At 72.0% G+C, this 20,800-nt stretch carries 19 protein-coding genes; 8 read left to right on the top strand and 11 right to left on the bottom strand.

The genetic code is table 11. From position 1 onward, the window contains the following. Nucleotides 1-189: 189 nt before the first annotated feature. A complete protein-coding gene (locus HFP48_RS18320) occupies nt 190-1,239 on the bottom strand; it encodes a cation diffusion facilitator family transporter (RefSeq protein ID WP_050035505.1) in 1,050 nt (349 codons plus the stop codon). Next, nucleotides 1,236-1,658: a metalloregulator ArsR/SmtB family transcription factor gene (locus HFP48_RS18325; protein WP_168580600.1), complete on the bottom strand. Its 423-nt coding sequence runs from the start codon at nt 1,656-1,658 to the stop codon at nt 1,236-1,238. The genes HFP48_RS18320 and HFP48_RS18325 overlap by 4 nt, the downstream gene beginning before the upstream one ends. A 391-nt stretch (nt 1,659-2,049) precedes the next feature. Between HFP48_RS18325 and HFP48_RS18330 the strand changes: the two genes are divergently transcribed. Continuing rightward, nucleotides 2,050-2,757, top strand: a complete 708-nt coding sequence (locus HFP48_RS18330) for a ScbR family autoregulator-binding transcription factor (RefSeq protein WP_168579842.1) — start codon at nt 2,050-2,052, stop codon at nt 2,755-2,757. A 10-nt stretch (nt 2,758-2,767) separates the two neighbouring features. Here HFP48_RS18330 and HFP48_RS18335 read toward each other — a convergent pair whose 3' ends face one another. Continuing rightward, complete coding sequence (locus tag HFP48_RS18335) at nt 2,768-3,364, bottom strand: dihydrofolate reductase family protein (protein WP_168579843.1); 597 nt, start codon at nt 3,362-3,364, stop codon at nt 2,768-2,770. Between the two features lie 270 nt (nt 3,365-3,634). Here HFP48_RS18335 and HFP48_RS18340 point away from each other — a divergent pair, with 270 nt between their 5' ends. The 5 genes from HFP48_RS18340 to HFP48_RS18360 are packed head-to-tail and all read left to right on the top strand — an operon-like array spanning nt 3,635 to nt 11,889. Next, complete coding sequence (locus tag HFP48_RS18340) at nt 3,635-5,176, top strand: multicopper oxidase domain-containing protein (RefSeq protein ID WP_168579844.1); 1,542 nt, start codon at nt 3,635-3,637, stop codon at nt 5,174-5,176. 10 nt (nt 5,177-5,186) lie between these two features. After that, nucleotides 5,187-6,104: an ABC transporter ATP-binding protein gene (locus tag HFP48_RS18345; protein ID WP_050035508.1), complete on the top strand. Its 918-nt coding sequence runs from the start codon at nt 5,187-5,189 to the stop codon at nt 6,102-6,104. Next, on the top strand, nt 6,101-7,684 hold the full coding sequence (locus HFP48_RS18350) for a multidrug ABC transporter permease (RefSeq protein WP_246872433.1): 1,584 nt from the start codon (nt 6,101-6,103) through the stop codon (nt 7,682-7,684). Before HFP48_RS18345 ends, HFP48_RS18350 begins: the two co-directional genes overlap by 4 nt. 60 nt (nt 7,685-7,744) lie before the next feature. Next, nucleotides 7,745-9,868: an MMPL family transporter gene (locus tag HFP48_RS18355; protein ID WP_168579845.1), complete on the top strand. Its 2,124-nt coding sequence runs from the start codon at nt 7,745-7,747 to the stop codon at nt 9,866-9,868. 32 nt (nt 9,869-9,900) lie between these two features. Next, complete coding sequence (locus tag HFP48_RS18360; protein ID WP_168579846.1) at nt 9,901-11,889, top strand: SDR family oxidoreductase; 1,989 nt, start codon at nt 9,901-9,903, stop codon at nt 11,887-11,889. 60 nt (nt 11,890-11,949) lie between these two features. On the opposite strand, the gene HFP48_RS18365 is transcribed toward HFP48_RS18360, so the two are convergent. The 5 genes from HFP48_RS18365 to HFP48_RS18385 all read right to left on the bottom strand — a co-directional run bounded on the left by HFP48_RS18365 (nt 11,950) and on the right by HFP48_RS18385 (nt 15,831). Beyond that, complete coding sequence (locus HFP48_RS18365; RefSeq protein WP_185712872.1) at nt 11,950-12,834, bottom strand: sucrase ferredoxin; 885 nt, start codon at nt 12,832-12,834, stop codon at nt 11,950-11,952. Nucleotides 12,835-12,856: 22 nt separating this feature from the next. Then, a complete protein-coding gene (locus HFP48_RS18370; RefSeq protein WP_006945818.1) occupies nt 12,857-13,432 on the bottom strand; it encodes a YdeI/OmpD-associated family protein in 576 nt (191 codons plus the stop codon). 2 nt (nt 13,433-13,434) lie between these two features. Then, entirely contained in the window at nt 13,435-13,956 is a 522-nt protein-coding gene (locus HFP48_RS18375) for a hypothetical protein (RefSeq protein ID WP_050035511.1), read from the bottom strand. Between the two features lie 271 nt (nt 13,957-14,227). Then, complete coding sequence (locus HFP48_RS18380) at nt 14,228-14,695, bottom strand: DIP1984 family protein (protein ID WP_029544765.1); 468 nt, start codon at nt 14,693-14,695, stop codon at nt 14,228-14,230. Nucleotides 14,696-14,724: 29 nt separating this feature from the next. Continuing rightward, nucleotides 14,725-15,831, bottom strand: coding sequence for an HNH endonuclease domain-containing protein (locus HFP48_RS18385; protein WP_006945810.1), 1,107 nt, complete (start codon nt 15,829-15,831; stop codon nt 14,725-14,727). Between the two features lie 32 nt (nt 15,832-15,863). On the opposite strand from HFP48_RS18385, the gene HFP48_RS18390 reads away from it, so the two are divergent. Then, nucleotides 15,864-16,166: a nucleoside triphosphate pyrophosphohydrolase gene (locus HFP48_RS18390; protein ID WP_006945808.1), complete on the top strand. Its 303-nt coding sequence runs from the start codon at nt 15,864-15,866 to the stop codon at nt 16,164-16,166. Nucleotides 16,167-16,255: 89 nt separating this feature from the next. On the opposite strand, the gene HFP48_RS18395 is transcribed toward HFP48_RS18390, so the two are convergent. The 3 genes from HFP48_RS18395 to HFP48_RS18405 are packed head-to-tail and all read right to left on the bottom strand — an operon-like array spanning nt 16,256 to nt 19,380. Next, nucleotides 16,256-17,011 (bottom strand): alpha/beta hydrolase, encoded by a 756-nt coding sequence (locus HFP48_RS18395; protein WP_029544769.1) that lies wholly within the window; start codon nt 17,009-17,011, stop codon nt 16,256-16,258. 15 nt (nt 17,012-17,026) lie between these two features. Next, nucleotides 17,027-18,595: a DNA polymerase Y family protein gene (locus HFP48_RS18400; RefSeq protein WP_168579847.1), complete on the bottom strand. Its 1,569-nt coding sequence runs from the start codon at nt 18,593-18,595 to the stop codon at nt 17,027-17,029. After that, entirely contained in the window at nt 18,592-19,380 is a 789-nt protein-coding gene (locus tag HFP48_RS18405; RefSeq protein WP_168579848.1) for a hypothetical protein, read from the bottom strand. Before HFP48_RS18405 ends, HFP48_RS18400 begins: the two co-directional genes overlap by 4 nt. A 163-nt stretch (nt 19,381-19,543) precedes the next feature. Here HFP48_RS18405 and HFP48_RS18410 point away from each other — a divergent pair, with 163 nt between their 5' ends. Then, complete coding sequence (locus HFP48_RS18410; RefSeq protein WP_282597432.1) at nt 19,544-20,800, top strand: serine/threonine-protein kinase; 1,257 nt, start codon at nt 19,544-19,546, stop codon at nt 20,798-20,800.

Here is a 20,800-nt window from a genome sequence, read left to right on the forward strand (position 1 = left end):
GTTGCCGCGGGCGGCCGACCCGAGGAGGACGAATATGCACGCGGCCGGCGGCAAGCCGATCGAACCACCGCGAAGAGGACACCATCGAGCACCTCATCGCCCGGGTTCGCGCCGGACAGTGCCGCCAGGCCGTCGAGGACTCGCCGAAGGAAGCCGCCGAACCCCACCGCTTGTTCCCTGGGTGGTCCGTCACCGCCGATGCGGTGAGGACTTGCCGGCGGCGACGGGGTTGTGCGCCGGATAGGCGTGGACGAGCGCAGTGGACAGTTTCGGCACCGCATGGGTGAGGGTGTGTTCGGCCTCGTGCGCCAACCGGTGCGCGTCGGCCAGGCTCGTGTCGGCATCGATGTCGAGTTCGACGTCGGCATGCAACCGGTGCCCGATCCACCGCATCCGCACACTGCGCACGCTGCGCACGCCGGGCTCTTCGGACAACGATCTTTCGGCGGCATCGACGAGTTCGGGATCGATCCCGTCCATCAACCGCCGGAACACATCCCGCACCGCGGTGCGCAGGACCACGAGGATCGCGACGGTGATGACCAGTCCGACGATCGGGTCGGCCAGCGGGAACCCGAGGGCCACGCCGCCGGCGCCGAGCAACACGGCCAGGGAGGTGAAACCGTCGGTGCGAGCATGCAGCCCGTCGGCGACCAGAGCGGCGGAGCCGATCCGGCGGCCGACGCGAATGCGGTAGAGCGCGACGAGTTCGTTGCCGACGAATCCGACGAGCCCGGCCAGGGCGACCCATCCGAGTTGCTGGATCGGGACGGGGTTGATCAGCCGACGCACCGCCTCGACCCCGGCGACCACCGCGGACAGGGTGATCATCGCGACCACGAACAGCCCGGCCAGGTCCTCGGCCCGCCCGAACCCGTAGGTGTAGCGACGGGTGGCGGCCCGGCGGCCGAGCGCGAACGCGATCCACAGCGGAATCGCCGTCAACGCGTCGGAGAAGTTGTGCACCGTGTCCGCGAACAGCGCGACCGACCCGGAGACGGCGACGACAGCCAACTGCGCGACCGCGGTGACAACCAGCGCGACCAGGCTGATCTTGACCGCCCGGATACCGATTTCGCTGGACTCGAGCGCGTCGTCGACACTGTCCGCCGCGTCGTGGCTGTGCGGAGCGAACACCTCCCGCACCGCGGCACCCCACCGGCCACCGCGTTCGTGCCCATGCCCACGACCGTGGGTGTGGCTGTGGGTGTGGGTTGGCGGTTTCGGCGCGTGGCTCATGCTCGGCCACCTTCCGTGTGTGCCGGTGCGGGATCGACGCCTCGCTCGGCATGCAGAATCCGCAGATCGTCGCCGGTGCGGTGATGACCGGGAACGCCGGGCCCGGCATGCTCGGCATTGAACACCGCGTCGGTCACCAGTTGGCGGACGTGATCGTTCTCCAACCGGTAAATCACCTGGGTGCCCTCCTTCCGAGTGCGCACCAGCCGCGCCATCCGCAGCTTCGCCAGATGTTGCGACACCGACGGGGCGGGCTTCCCCACATGCTCGGCAAGGTCGTTGACCGACAACTCTCGATCCACCAACGCCCACAACACCTGGACTCGAGTGGAATCGGCCAGCATACGGAAGACCTCGACCACGAGATCGACCTGATCGCTCGGCAACCGCCGCCGACATGAATCATTATCTGCATTCATACGCAGATAATATCCAATACGGGTGATGGACTCCACGGAAGCGCAAGACGCCTCTTGACAACTACCCTGCACAAGCGGACATCAACGGGCGCCGGCAGATCGAGACCGACCAGCACCGAGGGCGCCCATCACGAGGTCGACCGCCCACCGACGCAGATGCACTAACGAAACCGGACGATTGGTTTTTCAATGGTACGGTGAGAGCGCCTCCAGGGACAGACCTCCGGGACGTGGCGTGCGCCGCGGCACGGACGGGCCTCTGGTTGCACCGCAGGGAGCGGAGGGTGAGGTTCCGTTCGGGCAGGCTCGGGGGGCCGGCCCGAACGGAACACTCCCGTCCGCACCTAGGTCACGCATGCTGTGGGGGCGGACAACGAAGCGAGGAGTGGTGATGCCCCGGGACTCCGTCGGTGCACCGACCGTCGAATCGGCAGCGGCCCCGGCCGACGCGAACGCGCCGGCCGCGGCTTCCCCTGCCGGGCGCCCGGCCCAGCAGCGCGCGATCCGGACACGACAACAGATCCTCCTCGCCGCCGCGCAGTTGTTCGCCGACAACGGCATCCACGGCACGGCCCTGGCAGAGGCCGCAGCCTCGGCCGAAGTGACCAAGGGCGCACTGACCTTCCACTTCCCCACCAAGGACGCCTTGGTCCAGGCGTTGATCACCGAACAGGAACAGCGCACCCTCGTCACGATCGGCGCGGTCCTGCACACCGACGCCCCGGCGCTCGAGCAGCTGGTCGCGCTCACCCATGCGCTGGGCCGGTTGTTCACCGAAGACCTGATCGTCCAGGCCGGATTGCGGCTGACCGGCGAATACGAACGCGCCGATCCCGAGGCGTACCGAGGCTGGATCACAGTGTTCGAGAGCCTGTTCCGACGCGCCGCAGCCGAAGGCGAGCTGAGCACCCGACTGAACCCGACAGCGCACGCCCGGTTCCTCGTCTCCGCCGTCGCCGGGGTGTATCTCCTGTCGATGGTCCTCGCCGACCGCGCGGACCTCGAGGTCCGCCTCGACCAGATGTGGGAGCTGTTGCTGCCCGGCATCGTCCGTGCCGACCGGCACGACCGGATCCCGGCGATCCGCACAGCACGCTGACGCTTTTCTCCTACCCGTCGGCGACGGGGCGGTAGGTGCAGACGTGCACGCCCGTCCCGCTGGTGACCGTGGAGACCAGCGCGAGCGTGCGCTGCACACCGTCGCCCGGAAAGATCGTCTTTCCGCCGCCGAGGATCACCGGCTCGATCATGAGCCGCAGCTCGTCGACCAGCCCTTCGTGGAGCAGGGTCCGGACGAGAGTGGGGCTTCCCATGACCATCAGGTCGCCGCCGTCGGTCTCGTGCAGCTTCCGCACGGCTGCGACGACCTCGTCGCCGGGGATCAGCGTGGTGTTGTTCCACGTCAGATCCGCGTCCCGCAACGTCCGGGACACGACGTACTTCGGGACGGCGTTCATCCGATCCGCGAACGGGTCGCCGGCCCGCTCGGGCCACGCCGCGGCCATCGTTTGCCACGTGCGCCGCCCGAACAGCAGGGCCTCGGTACGGCCCATCGCCTCGTCGATGGCCGCCCCCATCACCTCCTCGTCGAAGAACGGGAACGACCAGCCGCCGTGGGCGAAGCCCCCGTCGGTGTCCTCCTCCGGTCCACCCGGCGCCTGCACGACGCCGTCCAGGCTCATGAACTCACTGACCACGATGCGCACGGGACTCGCTCCTGTTCCTCTTCGGGGTGTACAGCGATACAGACCATCGCGTCACCCCGAAATCATCGCCTCTCCCGTCCCTCGTGCGCACCTTCGGCCTCGAACCGGGAGGAACTCGCGGCGAGAAGGCGGTTCCCGCGGCATCGGCCGAGTAGCACGCCCGGCAACCGCCCGCTCGTCGCAGGAACCTCCCGTTCGGTCCGCCGAGTACCCAGGCGCGCCGGTCCCCTTCGGGGTTGTCCCCCATTCCGATTTCCGGTGTGCGCCCGGATGTGCCGCCGCGCCCGCCCCAGCAGTATCGATCTCGTGAAGCGGGTACTGCTGCAACTGTCCGGCGCCGTCGTCGCCGTGATCGTCCTCGTCACCGCGATCGCTGCCGGCGTCGTCGTGCACGCCTGGAACTCGACGGTGGTCGACACCACCGGGCAGGTCACCTTCGACCGTCCGCTGAACATCCCACCGCTCGCGGACAGCACGGTCACGCCCGACGGGGTCCGCGTGTTCGATCTGACCATGCAGCGCGGCACCACGGACATCGGTCGCGGTCCCGGTACCCGGACCTGGGGCGTCAACGGGTCGTACCTCGGGCCGACGCTGCGTGCCGGGCGCGGCGAGCAGGTGCGGGTGAACGTCACCAACGATCTCGGCGAGACCAGCACCCTGCACTGGCACGGCATGCACCTGCCGGCCGCGATGGACGGCGGCCCGCACCAGCCGATCGCCCCGGGGGCGACGTGGAGTCCGCAGTGGACGATCGACCAGCCCGCCGCAACGCTGTGGTATCACCCGCACCCGCACGGCGCCACCGCCGACCACGTCTACCGCGGGGTCGCCGGGATGTTCCTGCTCGACGACCCGGCCGGCGGCCCGTCCCTCCCCGATCGATACGGGATCGACGACATCCCACTCGTGGTGCAGGACAAGCGGTTCGACGGCGACCAGCTCGACACCCGTGGGCCGATGTTCGCCGCCGTCGGTCTCCTCGGCGACGAGATCGTCGTCAACGGCACCCCGCGGCCCTACCTCGACGTCGCCACCGAGCGGATCCGACTGCGGCTGCTGAACGCCTCCAACGCCCGCGTCTACAACTTCTCCTTCGACGCCGGCCTGCCGTTCCTGCTCATCGGCACCGACGGCGGCCTGCTCGAACGTCCGGCGCCGATGCGCCGCATCCAACTCTCCCCCGGCGAGCGCGCCGAGATCGTCGTCGCGTTGCCCGCGGGCACGACGACCGTGCTCCGCAGCACGGCGCCGGACCTGGGCGCGGACTTCTGGCAGACCCGGTTCTCCGGCGGTGACGACGAGTTCGACGTCCTCGAACTGCGTGCCGCGCGGACCCTCGCGCCCAGCGCGCCGGTGCCCGGGGAACCGACCTCCCCCGAGGATCTCGGCACACCCACCGTCACGCGACGCATCGATCTCACCGGCTCCGGCACCATCGACGGCCGCGAAATGGACATGGCGCGCCTCGACCAGACCGTCGCCGCCGGCGCCACGGAGGTGTGGGAGGTCCGCAACAGCAGCGGCGCGATCCACAACTTCCACATCCACGGCACGAGCTTCCGCGTCCTCGGCGACGGCCATCCCGCGCTGTCCGGCCCGAAGGACACCGTATACATCGCGCCGGGGCACACCGTCCGGCTGCTGATGCGGTTCGCCGGCCGCCCCGGCCCGGCGACGCCGTACATGTACCACTGTCACCTGCTCCGGCACGAGGACAACGGCATGATGGGACAGTTCGTCGTCGTTGCCCCGGGCGAGGAGCCGAACGTGCCGCACGAACCGGCCGCCCACACCGCAGTCCACGAGTAGCGTGCGTCCCATGACGTCCGCGATCCGGATCGAGGGACTGGTCAAGCGATTCGGACGATTCACCGCGCTCGACGACCTCGATCTCGAGGTCGCCACCGGCGAGGTGCACGGCTTCCTCGGCCCCAACGGCGCCGGCAAGTCCACCACGCTGCGGGTCCTGCTGGGACTGCTCCGCCCGGACGCCGGGCACGTCGAACTGCTCGGCGGCGACCCCTGGCGCGACGTGGTGAGCCTGCACCGGCGGCTCGCCTACGTGCCCGGCGACGTGAGCCTGTGGCCCGGCATGACCGGCGGCGAGGCCGTCGACCTGCTCGGCCGGTTACGCGGCGGGCTCGACCGGCGCCGCCGCGCGGACCTGCTCGACCGGTTCGAACTCGATCCGACCAAGCGCGGCCGCACCTATTCGAAGGGCAACCGGCAGAAGGTCGCGCTCGTCGCGGCGCTGGCCTCGGACGTGGAGTTGTTGCTGCTCGACGAGCCGACCGCGGGGCTCGATCCGCTCATGTCCGCGGTGTTCCACGACGAGATCGCCCGGGAGAAACAGCGCGGGCGGACGGTCCTGCTGTCGAGTCACATTCTCAGCGAGGTCGAGGCGCTCGCCGACCGGATGAGCATCATCCGCGACGGCCGGGTCGTCGAGACCGGCACCCTCGAGGACATGCGCGCGGACCTGCGGTCCACCATCGACGCGGTCCTCGCCGCGCCCGTGGCCGACCCGACGGCGCTGACGGCGCTGCCCGGGATCCACGACGTGCGGATCGACGGCCCGCGCGTGCACTGCGCGGTCGAGCACGGCCGCGCCGGCCCGGTGCTCGCCGCGCTGGGCCGCTACGACATCCGCAGCGTCACCGTCTCGCCGCCGTCGCTCGAGGAGCTGTTCCTGCGGCACTATCACCGGCACGGCCGGGACGGGCAGGCCCCGACGTGACGGCATCGTTGACGGGGATGCGGCCGCTGCTGCGGGCCACCGCCGAGCAGGACCGCGGCAACGTCGCGCCGTGGATCGTGCTCATCACGGCGCTGTCGGTGTCGTCGGTCCTCGCCTACGGCTGGGTGTTCCCGGACGCGGCGAGCCGGCGCACCCTCGATGCCACGCTCGGCTCGAACCCGGCTCTGCGGGTCGTGTTCGGTCCGGCTCGCGACCTGACGTACGCAGACGGGTTCAACGCGTGGCGGGCCGGGGCGCTCGGCGCGTTCTTCGCGGCCCTGATGGCGATCCTGGCCGTCACCCGCAACAGCCGCGCGCACGAGGATTCGGGCCAGGCCGAGCTCATCGCCTCCGGCGTCGTCGGCCGCCAGGCCCGGCTGGCGACGGCCGTCGCCTGGGCGGCGCTGGCCTCCGTCGCGCTCGGTGTCGTCTGCGCGGGCGCGACGATCCTCGTCGGCGGCGGTGTCGCCAACTCGATCACGCTGGCCGCGACGTTCACCGCGTCCGGGCTGGTGTTCGGCGCCCTCGCGGCGGTCACCGCCCAGCTCGGCTCCTACGCCCCCACTGCCAATACCCTCGCGATCGGGATCCTCGGAGCCTGCCTGTTGATCCGCGCCTACGTCGACGTGACCACTCCGGACGGATGGGCGATCTGGACGACCCCGCTCGGCTGGGTGCAGCAGGTCCGTCCCGCGTCGGGAAACGACTGGTGGCCGCTGGCGGCCTGCCTGACGCTGACGGCGGTGCTGCTGCTGGTCGCGTTCGTCGTACAGGCGCGACGGGACTTCGGAGTCGGCGTGATCGCGCCGTCACCCGGGCCTGCGGAGGGCGGCGCGGGGACGAGCGTGTGGGGCCTGGCGCTGCGGCTGCACCGCGGTGCGCTCGCTGCGTGGGCGACGGTGTTCGTGGCGCTCGGGGTGGTGTTCGGATTCATGTCCACCACGTTCGCCGATGTCTTCGCCGACAATCCGGCGCTCGGATCGTTGCTCGGGAGCGGCCGCGGCTCGCTCGTGTTCGGTTTCGTGGTGACGATGCTGCAGTTGATGGGCATCGTCGCCGCGGTGTTCGGGGTCCAGGTAATGATGCGGCTGCGCGCCGAGGAACTGGCGCTGCGGGTCGAACCGGTGCTGGCCGGGGCGCTGACCCGGACCCGGTACTTCGCATCGCACGCCGGGATCGCGCTGCTCGCCCCCGCGGCGGCGCTGCTCGTGGGCGCGACGCTGTTCGCGTACGTCTCGTCGGCGCGGGGTGGACAGATTCCGGCCGGGGATCTGATCCGGCAGGCGCTCGTGACGATTCCGGCGGTGTGGGTGCTGGTCGGGCTGGCGGTCGCGGTGATCGGCGCCCGGCCCCAGGCGCGGATGCTCGGCTGGCTCGGTGTGGTCGCCGCATTCGCGCTGACGATCCTGGGGCCGCTGTTCCGGTTGTGGAACTGGATCCTGGGGATCAGCCCGTTCCGGCACGTGCCGGTGGTGACGGCGGCGCCGCCGCAGTGGCTCGGGTTCGCCGTGCTCACCGCCGTGGCCGCGCTGTTCGTCGCGGCGGGGTTCGCGGGGTTCCGGCGCCGGGACGTCGGCTGAGGACCGGACGCCACTACAGTCGCGGAGCATCGGGTCGTCACCGCGAACGGAGCACACCACATGAACCGTTGGTCCACATTCGTCGTCGACCGGCGCTGGTGGGTGCTCGGCTTGGCCGTCCTCGTCGTCGTGCTCGCCGGGGTCTGGGGCACCGGGGTGTTCGGCCGGCTCTCGCAGGGCGGGTTCTACGACCCCGGCAGCGAATCGGCCGAGGTGCAGCGCATCGTGGACGACAACTTCGGTCCGCAGACCGCCGACATCATCGCGATCTACACCCCGCCGCCCGGGCGCACCGTCGCCGACATCGGACCCGAGGTGACCGCGGTGCTCGACCGGTTCGCCGCCGAGGTTCCCACCCATGCGGTCGACTCCTACTGGTCGGCCGCGCCGCCGGCGAAGCAGCTGCTGCTGGCGAAGGACGGCGGCAGCGCGGCGGCGGCCGTCACCCTCGAGCCCGGCTCGGAGATCACCGTCACCACGTTCCAGGGCCTGCTGCCGAAGCTCGAGGTCCCCGGCGTCGACGCGCAGTTCGCGGGGAACTCGGTCGTCGGCGTCGCATTCACCACCCGGCTCGAGCGCGACCTGTTGTTCGCGGAGGCGATTGCGCTGCCGGTGACGTTGGTGCTGCTGGTGTTCATCTTCGGCGGTCTCGTCGCGGCGGCGGTCCCGGTGTTCGTCGGGGTCCTCGCCGTCCTCAGTGCCCTCGCCACGCTGCGCCTGCTCACGATGTACACCGACGTGAGCTCCTTCGCGCTGAACGTCACGTCGCTCATCGGGCTGGGCCTGGCGATCGACTACGGGCTGTTCATCGTCAGCCGCTTCCGGGAGGAACTCGACTCGGGTGCCGACCCGGCGACCGCGACCCGTCGCACCGTGCTCACCGCGGGCCGCACGGTGATGTTCTCGGGGCTGCTGCTGATGTGCGCGTTCGCCGGAATGCTCGTCTTCCCGCAGGCGCTGCTGCGCTCGCTGGGCCTCGGCGCGATCGCCGCGGTGCTCAGCGCGGCGGTGCTCTCACTCACCGCGATCCCCGCGCTGCTGGCGATACTCGGGCACCGCATCAACGCACTGACGTGGCGGGAGGGCGCGGCGCGGCGGGGCGAGGCCCGGGCCCGGCGCTTCTGGGGGGCGGTGGTGACGAAGGTGATGCGCCGGCCGGCGCTGGTCGCGGTGACCATCACCGCCGGCCTGCTGCTGCTCGCCACGCCGCTGTTGCGCGCCTCCTTCGGGGAGATCGAGTACACGGCCTTGCCGGCGGGCGACCCGGCGCGTGCCGCCACCCAGACGCTGCTCGACGAATTCCCCTCCACCGGCAACGGCGTCACGCTCGTGCTGAGGGGCGACGAGGGCTCCGGGCCCGCCCCGGCCGTGGTCACGTCGGTGTCCCGCGCGGCGACGGACGTGGACGGCGTCGCGCAGACCGTCACCGTCGCCTCGCGGAACGACGTCGTGGTGCTGCAGGCGCTGTACGCACAGGGCGTGGAGGAGACGCCGCGGGCCGGCGAGATCGTCCGGGAACTGCGGGATCTGCCGCCCCCGCCGGGCACCGACCTGCTCGTCGGTGGCGGCCGGGCGATGGTCGACGACAGCAACGCCGCGATAGCGCGGTCGATGCCGGCAATGATCGCGATCATGGTGCTGTCGACCCTCGTGCTGCTGTTCCTGGCATTCGGGTCCGTGGTGCTGCCGCTCAAGGCGGTGGCGATGGCGGGCCTGAGCCTGGCGGCCACGTTCGGCGTGCTCACCTGGGTGTTCCAGCTCGGGAACGGAGCGGAGTTGCTCGGCGTGACCCCCAGCCCGCTGGAGCCGAGCTTCGTGGTGCTGATCCTGGCGGTGGTGTTCGGCCTGTCCACCGACTACGAGGTGTTCCTCATGTCGCGCATGGTGGAGGCACGGGCCGCCGGGGCGAGCACGGAGGAGGCGGTGCGGTTCGGCACCGAACGCACCGGCCGGGTGGTGACCTCGGCGGCGCTGCTGCTGATCGTGGTGACCGGCGCCTTCACGATCTCGGGCCTGTCGATCATGCGGTTCCTGGGTGTGGGGATGATCCTCGCGCTGATCATCGACGCGACGGTGGTGCGGATGCTGCTGGTGCCGTCGCTGGTCAAGCTGATGGGCGAGGCGAACTGGTGGGCGCCGGCGTGGATGAAGCGGGTGCACGCGAAGGTCGGCATCGGACACTAGAATCCGTTCTTACCTTGCAGTAGGTTCGGGCCATGGCCACGTACCTCGTCACGGGCGGCACCGGCTTCCTCGGCACGCACGTGCTCGGGCGACTGCTCGCGACCCACCCGGACGCCGACGTCCATGTGCTGGTCCGGCCGGCGTCGCTGCCGAAGTTCGAGGCCCTCTCCGCGCGCCTGGAGGGTGGGACCCGGCTGCACCCGCTGCTCGGCGATCTCACCGAGCCGGGACTCGGACTCGAGGCCGCGACGATTCCGCCGGCCGAGCACGTCCTACACCTCGGCGCCATCTACGATCTCACCGCCGGAGAGGAGCAGGCCGCCACGAACGTGGCGGGCACCCGCGGGGTGATCGCCCTCGCGGAGAAGCTGGGCGCGACCCTGCACCACGTCTCGTCCGTGGCCGTCGCCGGTGATCACCGCGGCACGTTCGCCGAGGACGACCTCGACCTGGGCCAGCACTTCCCGTCGCCCTACCACCGCACCAAGTTCGAGGCCGAGAAGGCGGTCCGGGCGAGCCGGGTGCGCCGGCGCATCTACCGGCCGTCCGCGATCGTGGGCAGCTCCACCACCGGCGAGATCGACAAGATCGACGGCCCCTACTACTTCTTTCCCGCCCTGGCCGCGCTGGCGGCGCTGCCGTCGCGGCTGCCGCTGGTCCTGCCCGACCTCGGCGACACCAACCTGGTGCCGGTCGACTACGTCGCGGCCGCGATCGTCGAACTGATGCATCGTCCCGGACTGGACGGGCGCACCTTCCACCTCGTCTCCCGCCCGCAACCGGTCCGCGAGGTGTTCGCGGCGCTGGCCGCGGCGGCCGGGGCCCCCGTTCCCGTCGCCGGCGTGCCCGGCGCGCTGGTACGTCCGCTGTTGTCGATCACCGCGCTTCCCGGCCTGAAGACCGCCCGACGCCTCGCACTGCGACGGACGGGCATCCCACCGGTCGTGTTCGGCCAGCTGACCTTCCCGAGCCGGTTCGCCGACCGCAGCACCCGGGAAGCCCTGCGCGGTAGCGGCATCACGCTGCCCGAGTTCGCCGGCTACGCCCCCGTGCTGTGGCGCTACTGGCGCGAGCACCTCGACCCCGGCCGTGCCCGCCGCGACGATCCGCGTGGACCGCTCGTGGGACGGCACGTGCTGATCACCGGTGCCTCCTCGGGGATCGGACGGGCGAGCGCGATCGCCGCGGCCCGCGAGGGTGCCGTGGTCTTCGCCCTCGCCCGTCGCGCCGAGGCACTCGACGCAGTCGTCGCCGTGATCCGCGCGGGCGGCGGCAGCGCGTACGCGTATCCGTGTGACCTCACCGACCCGGCGGCGGTGGAACGCACCGTGCAGGCGGTCCTCGCCGAGCACGACCACGTCGACATGCTCGTCAACAACGCGGGACGCTCCATCCGGCGCGGGCTGTACCACTCGACGGACCGGCTGCACGACTTCGAACGCACCATGGCGGTCAACTACTTCGGTGCGGTGCGGTTGACCCTGGCCCTGGTGCCGCACATGCGCGCACGGCGGTTCGGGCACATCGTGAACATCAGCACCGCCGGGGTGCAGGCCCGCACCCCGCGATACGCCGCGTACATCGCCTCGAAGTCCGCGCTCGAGGGGTTCGCCGACGTCGCCGCCTCCGAAACCCGGGACGACGGAATCACTTTCACCACCATTCACATGCCGCTCGTGCGCACCCCCATGATCGAACCCAGCGGGGCGTACAACCCGGGTCCGGCGATCAGCCCGGAGGACGCCGCGCGGATGGTGGTCCGGGCCCTCGTCGAACGGCCCAAGCGCATCGATGTGCCGATCGGCACCCTCGGCGAGCTCGGCGGCATCTTCGCGCCGGGCCTGCGGGACCGGATGTTCTCGCTCTACTACCACGCCTACCCCGACGCGCCCGCCGCGCGCGGCGAGCAGTGCGCCTCCGCCGACGCACCCCCGCAGCCGCGGGCGCTGCCCCGTCCGGTGCTGCCGAACCCTGCGGTGCTGCGCCGGATCGGCCGGCTACTGCCCGGCGTGCACTGGTGAGGCGGCTGCGCCGCCGGTGTGTCCTTCGGGCGGTCCCGGCCGCCCGAAGGACACACCGCACTAGAGCGCAGTTGTCTCCGTCGCCATCAGCGGTCGCACCGGCTTCGGATCGGCGCCGCAGCTGACCGGACGCGGCGGCAACTGCCGGGTCTCGACCTGCACGCGCCAGCGGCGACCGTCGCGGTGCCGCACCACCGTTCCGGCGTCGCCCTCGTCGACGACGAGCGCGTCCGCATCCGCGGGCACCTGCCCCCGCACCGCGATCTCGGCGACCTGCCCGGCCGCGGACCAGCTGCTGCGCCCCCGCAACCCCGGCAGATACACCTCGCCGCGAGCGGCGGCCGCCACGGCGTCCCGGCTCTGCGCGACGTCGAGCCGGCCGTAGGTGTAGCCGGTGGGCAGCAGGATCAGCGACGGGGCGAAGCGGTGCCCGCCGGTGTGCGAACACTCCCACACGTCGTCGCCGAACTCCGCAGCCAGCGCCGCCGCCACGGGGCGCCCCAGCACGGCACAGCACCGGTCCCGTTTGCCGTGGGCGCACACCAGCGCGACGGGCCGGTCCTGCGCACGGCCGAGGCCGGGCGCCGGGCCGGCGACGATGCGCGGGATCAGGTCGAGCAGTTCCTTCGGCTCCCCGACCTCCAGCCGCTCGCACCAGCTGCCGCCCGGATCGGAGCGGGCCAGGAGCACGGTGCGGCCGTCGCCGCGGCGGGCGGTGTCACGACCGGGCCGCCGGACGAACAGGAACCGCACTCCGGCGGCGTCGGCCGCGGCCGAGATCTCGCCGGCGAGGCCGGGGCCGAGAGCGGTGCCGTCGAGGACGTCGCGCCCCCAGCCGGACGGCATCTCGAGGCACACCCAGCCGGGGGCGGTCGCCGCGGTGCCGGGCAGGGGCTCGTCCAGCGCGGAGGCCGCCGAGCAGGCAGGAGGAAAGGCAAGGCTCACCCGCCCATTGTGTCCGTTCGGGCTAGTCGTGGAAGCGACGGCCCTCCGCGAGCTGCTGCACGAAGGCCTCGATGCGGCGTGCCCGGGTCTCCGGGCGCTTCGCGGCCTGCAGCCGGTACACGATCGCGTACCGGTTGCGGCCGTCGAGCGTGTCGTAGAAGGCCTGCGCCGCGGGATTGCCCGCGAGGGCGTCGAGGAAGTCCTGCGGCACCTGCGCGGTCGCCTGGCCGGCGTAGGCGCGCTCCCAGCGGCCGTCGGCGCGGGCGCGGGCGACCTCGGCGGCCCCGGCCGGCGCGAGCCGGCCCTCTGCCTCGAACCGTTCGGCGAGCGCCCGGTTACGCTGCGACCAGGGGCTGCGGGCCCGGCGCGGAGTGATGCGCTGCAGCCGGAAGTCGTCGTCGAGCCTGCGTGCCTGACTGTCGATCCAGCCGTGGCACAGCAGTTCCTCGACCACCTCGGCGTAGGTCACCGACGGATGCGCCGATCCCTTCTTGGCGAGCTTGACCCAGATGCCGGGCGAGTCCGTGTGGTGCTCACGCAGCCAGGCGGCGAAGGACTCCCGGTCCGGGAAGTACTCGACGGGCAGCTCGTCGGCCATGATCATCTCCCCAGCCGGCGCAGGCCCGCCCGCGTCCACAGGCCCAGGAAGCCCTGGGACAGGTAGGCGAGAGAGCCGAGCGCGAGCACCCACTTGACGGTGCTGACCGTCGTCGCCACCCGGACGGTGGTGTCGGTGATGCGGTCACGGTGGTCGAGCAGGTACAGGCCCGCGGCGTTCTCGACGTAGTCCGCCGCCGCGGCCACCGCCGGAGCGACGGCGAGGACCCGGCGGGTGTGCGCGGGCACGGGCCGGTGCTCGGCGAGCGATCGCGCACCGGCCTGCAGTGCGATGGCAAAGATCAAGGGATGCACCAGATCCCAGTAGTAGTGCCGGCGATACCGCGGGGCGGTGTCCGCGTCGAGTCCGTCGAGAACGTTGCGGTATGTCGCCGCGGAGAAGGCGGTCTGGATCCGTCCCACCGCCGGCGCGGCGGGGCCGAGCACGCGGGCGATGTTCGCCTGCGACACCACGAATACCGCGGCGGCGGCCAACAGTCGACGGTCGGACGCGGTCCATGTCATGCGGCGATCCTAGCGGCTGCGCCGCAGCGCGAGCGCCCTGTCGGGCCGACGGCTCGTGGGTGCCCCGTTCCCGCCCTCCCCGATCCGGATCAGCACGTGGTGATGAACTGTGCCGGCGTGCACCGTGCCCTCGTGCGTCGTGCAGGGCTGCCCTGTGTGCGGGAGTCGAACCCGCGGCGCTGCCCTCCGCGCGCCTGAGGATACAAAAAGGTCGATTCACCGCGACCCACGGCGTGTGCTCGCTTCCGATTCGGGTACCCGCTGCCCACGATCACTCGTCGATCAGATCAACCTCCCAGTTCACGCGCTGGATCTCCATGTCCACCTGCCGGATCCGGCGGGCCAGGTCGTCGGTGGTGCGCCGCAGGTCCCGGACCGACAGCGCCGAGACGTATGCCAGTTCGGACCGGAGTTGTCGCCCGTATCGGTCCCTGCTGCCCGAGGCCGCGTCCGCGGCCGCGGTCAGCGCACGGTGCCGGGCCTGCAAGGCGTCCCGTTCGGCCAGCGCGTCGGTGAGCGTGCGGTCGCCGACGCGGGTGGCGGTGTTCGTCTTGTTGATCCGAGCGATCAGCAGCGCATGCCGATCGATGGCGTCGGTGAGTTGGTCGAGGAGCTCGCCGGCATTCTCGGCGGGCTCCTCACCCTCCTGGTACCGGGCGTTGGCCACGATCCGGGTGCCGAGCTGCTCGATCCGCCGTTTCAGCTCGCCTCGCTCGGCGAGTGCCTCTGCCAACCGCATGGCGTCGAATCGTAGACGACCGGTCGTGTTCATGTGAACCCGGTTTCCGGCACCGTCGAGACCACCCAGCCGGGCGGAAATACCGTGTCCCACGTTCCGGTCCGCGAACGGCCCTGCCACGTCGGCGTGCCCGGGGGTGAGCTGCGGTACAGGCCGCGCGCGGCGGCAAGAGTGCGGTCGTACTGAGTCGGCCAACCGATGTCGGCGGCGAGCTGCTCGAGGACGGTGCGATCTCGGCTCAACGCCCGCTCGGTGTGCGCCAACGCGGGCAGCGAATCCCGCTTGTCGGTGTTGCAACCTCCGCAGGCGAGTACGAGATTGGCCAGCCCGTCGAGAGGCACCCGGGACCACGGTAGCACGTGGTCAACCGGATTTCCATCGGAAAGGCTTGTCGCACAATAGAAACACTGCGTTCCGAAGGCCTCGCGCAGCGCCACGCGCGGCTTCGCGAGCGAGACGCGGTCGCGGCCGAACAGGTGCCCCGCGATGTCGGGAACGTCCTCGTCGAGAAAGGCGTTGTAGCGGCGCACGTCCTGAACCCACAGGATCTCCAGTGTCGGGGTGAGCAGACCGGACAGGCGGGCCAGCGCCGCCGCGACCCCCGGAAACAGGCGGATTACGCCACCGTGCCGGGCAATCGCCGCTCGGGTGATTCCGGAGTGCAACCAGGAGTCGTCGTAGAGGAACGGTTCGCCACGTCCGCCCGGTAGCCGCTGCAGCCGGTACAGCGGTTGCTGCGCCAGTGTGAGCGCGACCTCCGCGACAGCCTCGCGGTACAAGTCGGGCATCCGCAGCCTCGCGATGGACAGGCCGACCACCCCGCCGGCGTTCGCCGCACCGCGCAGCACCTCCACCGCCGTCAGGATCCGAGCCTTCGGCTGCGAGGACTGGCGCAACCGGTGCCCGTCGAACGGACGGACCTGGGGCCAGTACAGGTCGATCACCCGCTCGGCCAGGGCGTCGATCGGCACGTCGAGTGCCGCAGCCGGGTCCGCCGGCAGATGTTCGACGCAGAAGCCGACAAGTGCCGAAAGGGTCGCAAGCTTGTAAGTGGCGGTCCGGGCACCGGTCTCGAGGACGGCGACGACGCGCTGACCGAGCGCGAGGGCGTCCGTGGGTGGTCCGGTACCGTCCACCCCGCCACGGTAGCGCAGCGGGAGGAATCATGATGGGCAAGCTGGTCCGCGACCGGATTCCCGACATCATCGAGGCCGACGGCCGGGTGGCGCGCACCCGTGTACTCGATCGGGACGAGTACCGCAGCGCCCTGCTCGACAAGCTGGTCGAGGAAGCACACGAGCTGCGGGAGGCGCACAACGGCGACGAGCGGCTCGGCGAACTCGCCGACGTGCACGAGGTGTTCACGTCCCTGCTCGCCGCGTTCGGGATCGCTGCCGAGGAGGTGGCTGCCGCGGCCACCGCCAAGCGCGCCGAGCGCGGCGGCTTCGATCGCCGCATCTGGCTGGAATAGCGTCGGTACACCGGCAACAGCTTCCGGACAGCGACAACCGTCTCGACGGTTGTCGCTGTCCGGAAGCTCTGTCGTGGCGGAACGAGTGCTCAGGTGAGGAAGGGCAGCACGGCGGCCTCGAACTCGCGGTGCCGATCGCGGTGGATGCTGTGGCCGCAGGTGAAGTCGTGGACCGCGACGTCGCCGAGGACGTCCACAGCGGCCTCGAGCCGGGTCGGATCGACCATGCTGCCCGGCCCGCCCCGCAGGATCATCGTCGGTGCGGTGATCCGCGGAAGATGTTCCCACCACCGCGGATTCGGCGCGCGGAACTGGGTGAGCGCCGAGCCGGTCATGGAGCGGTCGAAGGCGAACGTCGCGCGCGGATTGCGCAACAGGCTCGTCGAGGCGTGCCACAGCTCGGCCGGCGACGGCAGGCGCCCGCCGAGCACCTGCGGCGGATCGCCCGGGCGCAGCGGCAGCGGCGCCTCCTCGAGCACCAGGCGCCGCACCAGGCCCGGGCGCTGCTGCGCGACGAGGGATCCGGTGTGCCCACCGAGGGAATGCCCGACGAGGTCGACCGTCTCGAGGCCCAGGTGTTCGCAGAGCCCGAGCACGTCGGCGCCGAACTCGTCGAAGCGGTAGGACGCGGCGCGGGCGCTGCGCCCGTGGCCGCGCAGGTCCACCGCGACGACCCGCCGGCCCGCCGCGAGCAGGGACCGGGCGAACCGGTCCCACGTGCGTCCGTCGCCGCCCATCCCGTGCACCAGCATCACCGGCACCGGGTGGTGGCCCGTCCTGGGAGCCGAATCCCGGTAGGCGATCGCCACACCGTTCGGCGCGGCCGTCAGCACACTGGTCTCCACGTCAACCGAGGGTACTCACTCGTAGACGCCCTCCACATGCCAGCGTTCGTCGACGTGGATCACCAGCAGGGCCCGGGACTCCTCGAGCCGCACCTGCAGCCGCGCCGCCGCCCGCGCCGCGGCCGGGTCCCACCAGTACTCGTCCACCGGCCACGGCCCGGCCCAGGCGTGCACCCGCCAGCTGCGGCTGCCCCAGCTCAGCCTGGTGGGATCGCCGCTGAGCAGACCGCGCTCGGTCACCGTCACCGGGGTGCCCGACGCGTCCTCGAGCGCGATCGGGGGCAGGGTGGTGAGCACCACCGCCGGGGCGGGCGGGGGCAGCCGACCCGGCCACGGCGCCGACGGATCCGTCGCCGGCACCCGCTCCTCCCCCAGCGGCACGAGGGTCACCCGTTCCAGCGGGCCACGTCCGCCGCTGAGCACCCCCACCAGCACGGCTTCGCCACCGAGCAGTCCCTGCACCCGCACCAGGGCGCGCCGGGCCCGTTCGTCCTCGTCGCCGGCCCCGCCCCACAGGCCCAGCTGCAGCGCCCCCGCCGCCACCACCTCCACCGGTTCGAGCCGCAGCAGCACGATCCCGGCGGTGGGGCGGGTCGCGCTGTGCCCGGTGAGCCAGCCGTCGAGCTGCCAGCGCACCCGGTCGGCGGTGCCGTCCGGGGTCAGCGGTTCGGCGCAGCGCCACGTCCGGGCCAGCTCCTCACCGTTGCCGGTGCGGGCGGCCACCAGCAGCCGGGTGCAGGCCACCCCCGCCGCGGCCAGCCGGGTGTGCAGCAGCGCGGCGAGCGCCCGGCCGGCGAAGGCGGCCGAGTCGACCCGTTCGAGCGGCGGATCGCAGGGGCGCTCCACCACCAGATCGGGCGGCAGGGCACGACCGGACGGCGGGCGCTGCGGCCGTGCCCGTGCGCTGCGGTGCGCGGCGACGGCGTCCGCACCGAAGCGGGAGGCGACGTCGGTCGGCGACAGCGCGGCGAACGCCCCGATCGTGCGCAGACCGAGCCGTTTCAGCAGGTCCACCAGGTCGACGCGGTCCGGCGCGGTCAGGGACGGCTCCACGCAGATCTCCGAAATATTCAGGGGTGCAAGGAATTCCTTGTCCTCTCCGGGCGGGACGAGGTGGGCGTGGCGGGCGGCGAGCACCGCGGTGAACAGCTCGTCGGCGATGCCGACCTGGCATTCGACGCCGGTGGCGGCCACCTCGTCGACCAGCCGCTCGGCCGCCGCCTCCTCGGAACCGAACCAGCGCACGACGCCGCGTGCAGCGAGCACCACCAGACCGGGGCGCAGCACCTCCACGCCGGGCGCCGCCGCGTCGATCGCCGCCACCACCGGCTCGAACAACCGCGCGTCGCGGCCCGGATCATCCTGGGCGACATACAAATCCGGGCACCGAGCCTGAGCCTCCCGTCGCCGCAGGCCCCGTCGCACGCCGGCGGCCCGGGCCGGTGCGGAACAGGCCGCCACGCGGTTGGCCGAGATCACCGCCACCGGCGCCGTGGGCGGCAGGTCGGCAGCTGCGGCGGCGGCGATCGCCGGCCAGTCCGGGCACCACAGGGCCACCACCCGGGCCGGGCCGGATTCGCTCACCGCGCCACCTCGGCCGGGCGGGGCGCACTCCCCACCCGCGCCGGTTCGCCGGGGCGCCACTCCACTCCGGTTCGACCGGCACACAAGTCTATTCGCGCCACACGGGGCTGGAAGGCACGGCCCTGCGCGCGCACGGAAAGCCCGGTGCCGCACAGCCTGCCCCGGGCCGAGGCCGACAGTCCCCGGTAGCCGTGCACCGCGGCCTCGAGCCGCACGTGCGCTCCGTCCCACCGGCCGTCGGTGACCATCAGGGCCGCGCCCTTGCTGCGGGCCCGCGCAACCACCGCCCGGGTCCGCGCCGGCGGTACCACGGCGCCCCCGAGGCCGAGGACGACGAGGTCCATGCCGTCGAGCAGGACGGCAGCCACCTCCACCGGATCCGGTCCGGGCTCGGGGATCAGCGCGATCCGGCTCAGTTCGGCCCCCATCTCGGCGGCGGCGAGCAGGCCGAGGCGGCGATGCCCGACGACGGCGGCGTGCCCACCGGCGGCGGTGGCCGAGGCCAGCACACCGATCAGCAAAGACATTGCCCCGGAGAAACTTACGACGGATCCGCGGACCAGGCCCCCGTCCGGGAGCAGCCGTGCGAGCGGCTCGGGTACCGGAAGCAGCCGGTCGACCGGCACCGGGGACGTCGCGGGCTCGGCGGGGCGGGGACGAGCACTCTCCCCCCTCACAGGAATCGCGGCGATCTGCCGCCGCAACGCCTCGAGCCGTTCCTGCCGGGGGAGCCCCGCCGGAGCCTGCGACCCGCCCTCGACCGGAAACTCGGCCACCTCACCCACACGAACTCCCCTCGCCCTGCGCCGGCCGCGTATAGCACGGCCCACCGACAAACCGCGGGGAAGACGCGATTGTTCGAACACGTATTCGAACAGGTTCAGTAGACCCGACGGCGGGGCGCCCGTCAAGCGATGGCCCACCGCGGCATCCACTACCCTCGTCAAGGTGGCGGAACAGGAGCGAGCGGCAAGCGTCGTCGGCCCGGATCAGCTGGTGGCCGGACGTTATCGACTCGTCTCCAAACTCGGCGGCGGTGGTATGGGCGCGGTCTGGCTCGCGCACGACACCCTGCTCGACCGGGACGTGGCCGTCAAGCAGGTCACCTCGACCGTGGGCCTGCCCACGGAGGCCGCCGAGGAGATCCGCCGCCGTACGCTGCGCGAGGGCCGGATCGCCGCCCGCCTCACCCACGAGCACGCCATCTCCATGTACGACGTCGCCCTCCACTCCGGCGAGCCGTGGCTCGTCATGGAGCATCTGCCCTCCCGCAGCCTCGCCCAGGTGATGAACATCGCCGACACCCTGCCGCCGCTCGAGGTGGCGCAGATCGGCACACACATCGCCGACGCGCTCGCCGCCGCCCACGCCGCCGGGATCGTGCACCGCGACATCAAGCCGGGCAACATCCTCGTCGCCGAGCGCGGCCGCGAGCTGGGCACCGTGAAGATCAGCGACTTCGGCATCGCCCGCGCCAAGGGCGACCACGACCGTTCCGGTGTGATCACCGGTACCCCCGCCTTCTTCGCACCCGAGGTCGCCCGCGGCAGCGATCCCACCGAGGCCAGCGACGTCTTCTCCCTCGGCGCGACCCTCTACACCGCAATCGAGGGCCAGCCACCGTTCGGCATCGACCCCGACTCGATCGCCCTGCTGCACCGCGTCGCCCGCGCCGAGATCATCCCGCCGACCCGGACGGGCCCGCTGACCGACGTCCTCCTCGCGATGCTGGAACCGGACCCCGCCCGCCGCCCGACGATGGAGCAGGCCCGGGACCGTCTCGCCGCGGTCGCCTTCGGGCCCGACGCCGATCCGGCACTGCTCCGCGGCCGGCCGATCCTGTCCGCCGACGGCACCGTCCCCGTGTGGGCGCGGCGCGCCACGACCCTCGTCGGTTCCCGGCGCACCGCGGGCACCGGGGGCACCCTCACCGGGTTGCCCGCAGCTCCCCACAGCGCGCCCCGCTCGATGTCACCGCGGGGCGTGCCCCGCTCGATGTCACCGCGGGGCCTGCCCCGCTCGATGTCACCGCGGGGCGTGCCCCGCCCTGCGGAGCTGCTGCACCGGCTGCGGCCCACCGGTCCCCCGCCGCGCACCACGCAGGAGAAGATCGTGGCGTTCGCACCGATGGCGATGGCGATCATGGTGGCCGTGCTCGTTCTCGCGCTGATCGTGGCCCTGATCGTCGCGGTCGTCGTGAGCTGA

It is taken from the genome of Rhodococcus sp. DMU1, assembly GCF_012272955.1.
In the GTDB taxonomy this organism is placed as follows: Bacteria; Actinomycetota; Actinomycetes; order Mycobacteriales; family Mycobacteriaceae; genus Rhodococcus; species Rhodococcus aetherivorans.

Excerpts from the sequence above, each read along its gene's own strand:
- HFP48_RS18330 (WP_168579842.1), top strand. The coding sequence starts at position 2,050 with ATGCCCCGGGACTCCGTCGGTGCACCGACCGTCGAATCGGCAGCGGCC.
- HFP48_RS18320 (WP_050035505.1), bottom strand. The coding sequence starts at position 1,239 with ATGAGCCACGCGCCGAAACCGCCAACCCACACCCACAGCCACACCCAC.
- HFP48_RS18360 (WP_168579846.1), top strand. The coding sequence starts at position 9,901 with ATGGCCACGTACCTCGTCACGGGCGGCACCGGCTTCCTCGGCACGCAC.
- HFP48_RS18355 (WP_168579845.1), top strand. The coding sequence starts at position 7,745 with ATGAACCGTTGGTCCACATTCGTCGTCGACCGGCGCTGGTGGGTGCTC.
- HFP48_RS18345 (WP_050035508.1), top strand. The coding sequence starts at position 5,187 with ATGACGTCCGCGATCCGGATCGAGGGACTGGTCAAGCGATTCGGACGA.
- HFP48_RS18340 (WP_168579844.1), top strand. The coding sequence starts at position 3,635 with ATGTGCCGCCGCGCCCGCCCCAGCAGTATCGATCTCGTGAAGCGGGTA.
- HFP48_RS18390 (WP_006945808.1), top strand. The coding sequence starts at position 15,864 with ATGGGCAAGCTGGTCCGCGACCGGATTCCCGACATCATCGAGGCCGAC.
- HFP48_RS18325 (WP_168580600.1), bottom strand. The coding sequence starts at position 1,658 with ATGAATGCAGATAATGATTCATGTCGGCGGCGGTTGCCGAGCGATCAG.
- HFP48_RS18375 (WP_050035511.1), bottom strand. The coding sequence starts at position 13,956 with ATGACATGGACCGCGTCCGACCGTCGACTGTTGGCCGCCGCCGCGGTA.
- HFP48_RS18370 (WP_006945818.1), bottom strand. The coding sequence starts at position 13,432 with ATGGCCGACGAGCTGCCCGTCGAGTACTTCCCGGACCGGGAGTCCTTC.
- HFP48_RS18380 (WP_029544765.1), bottom strand. The coding sequence starts at position 14,695 with ATGCGGTTGGCAGAGGCACTCGCCGAGCGAGGCGAGCTGAAACGGCGG.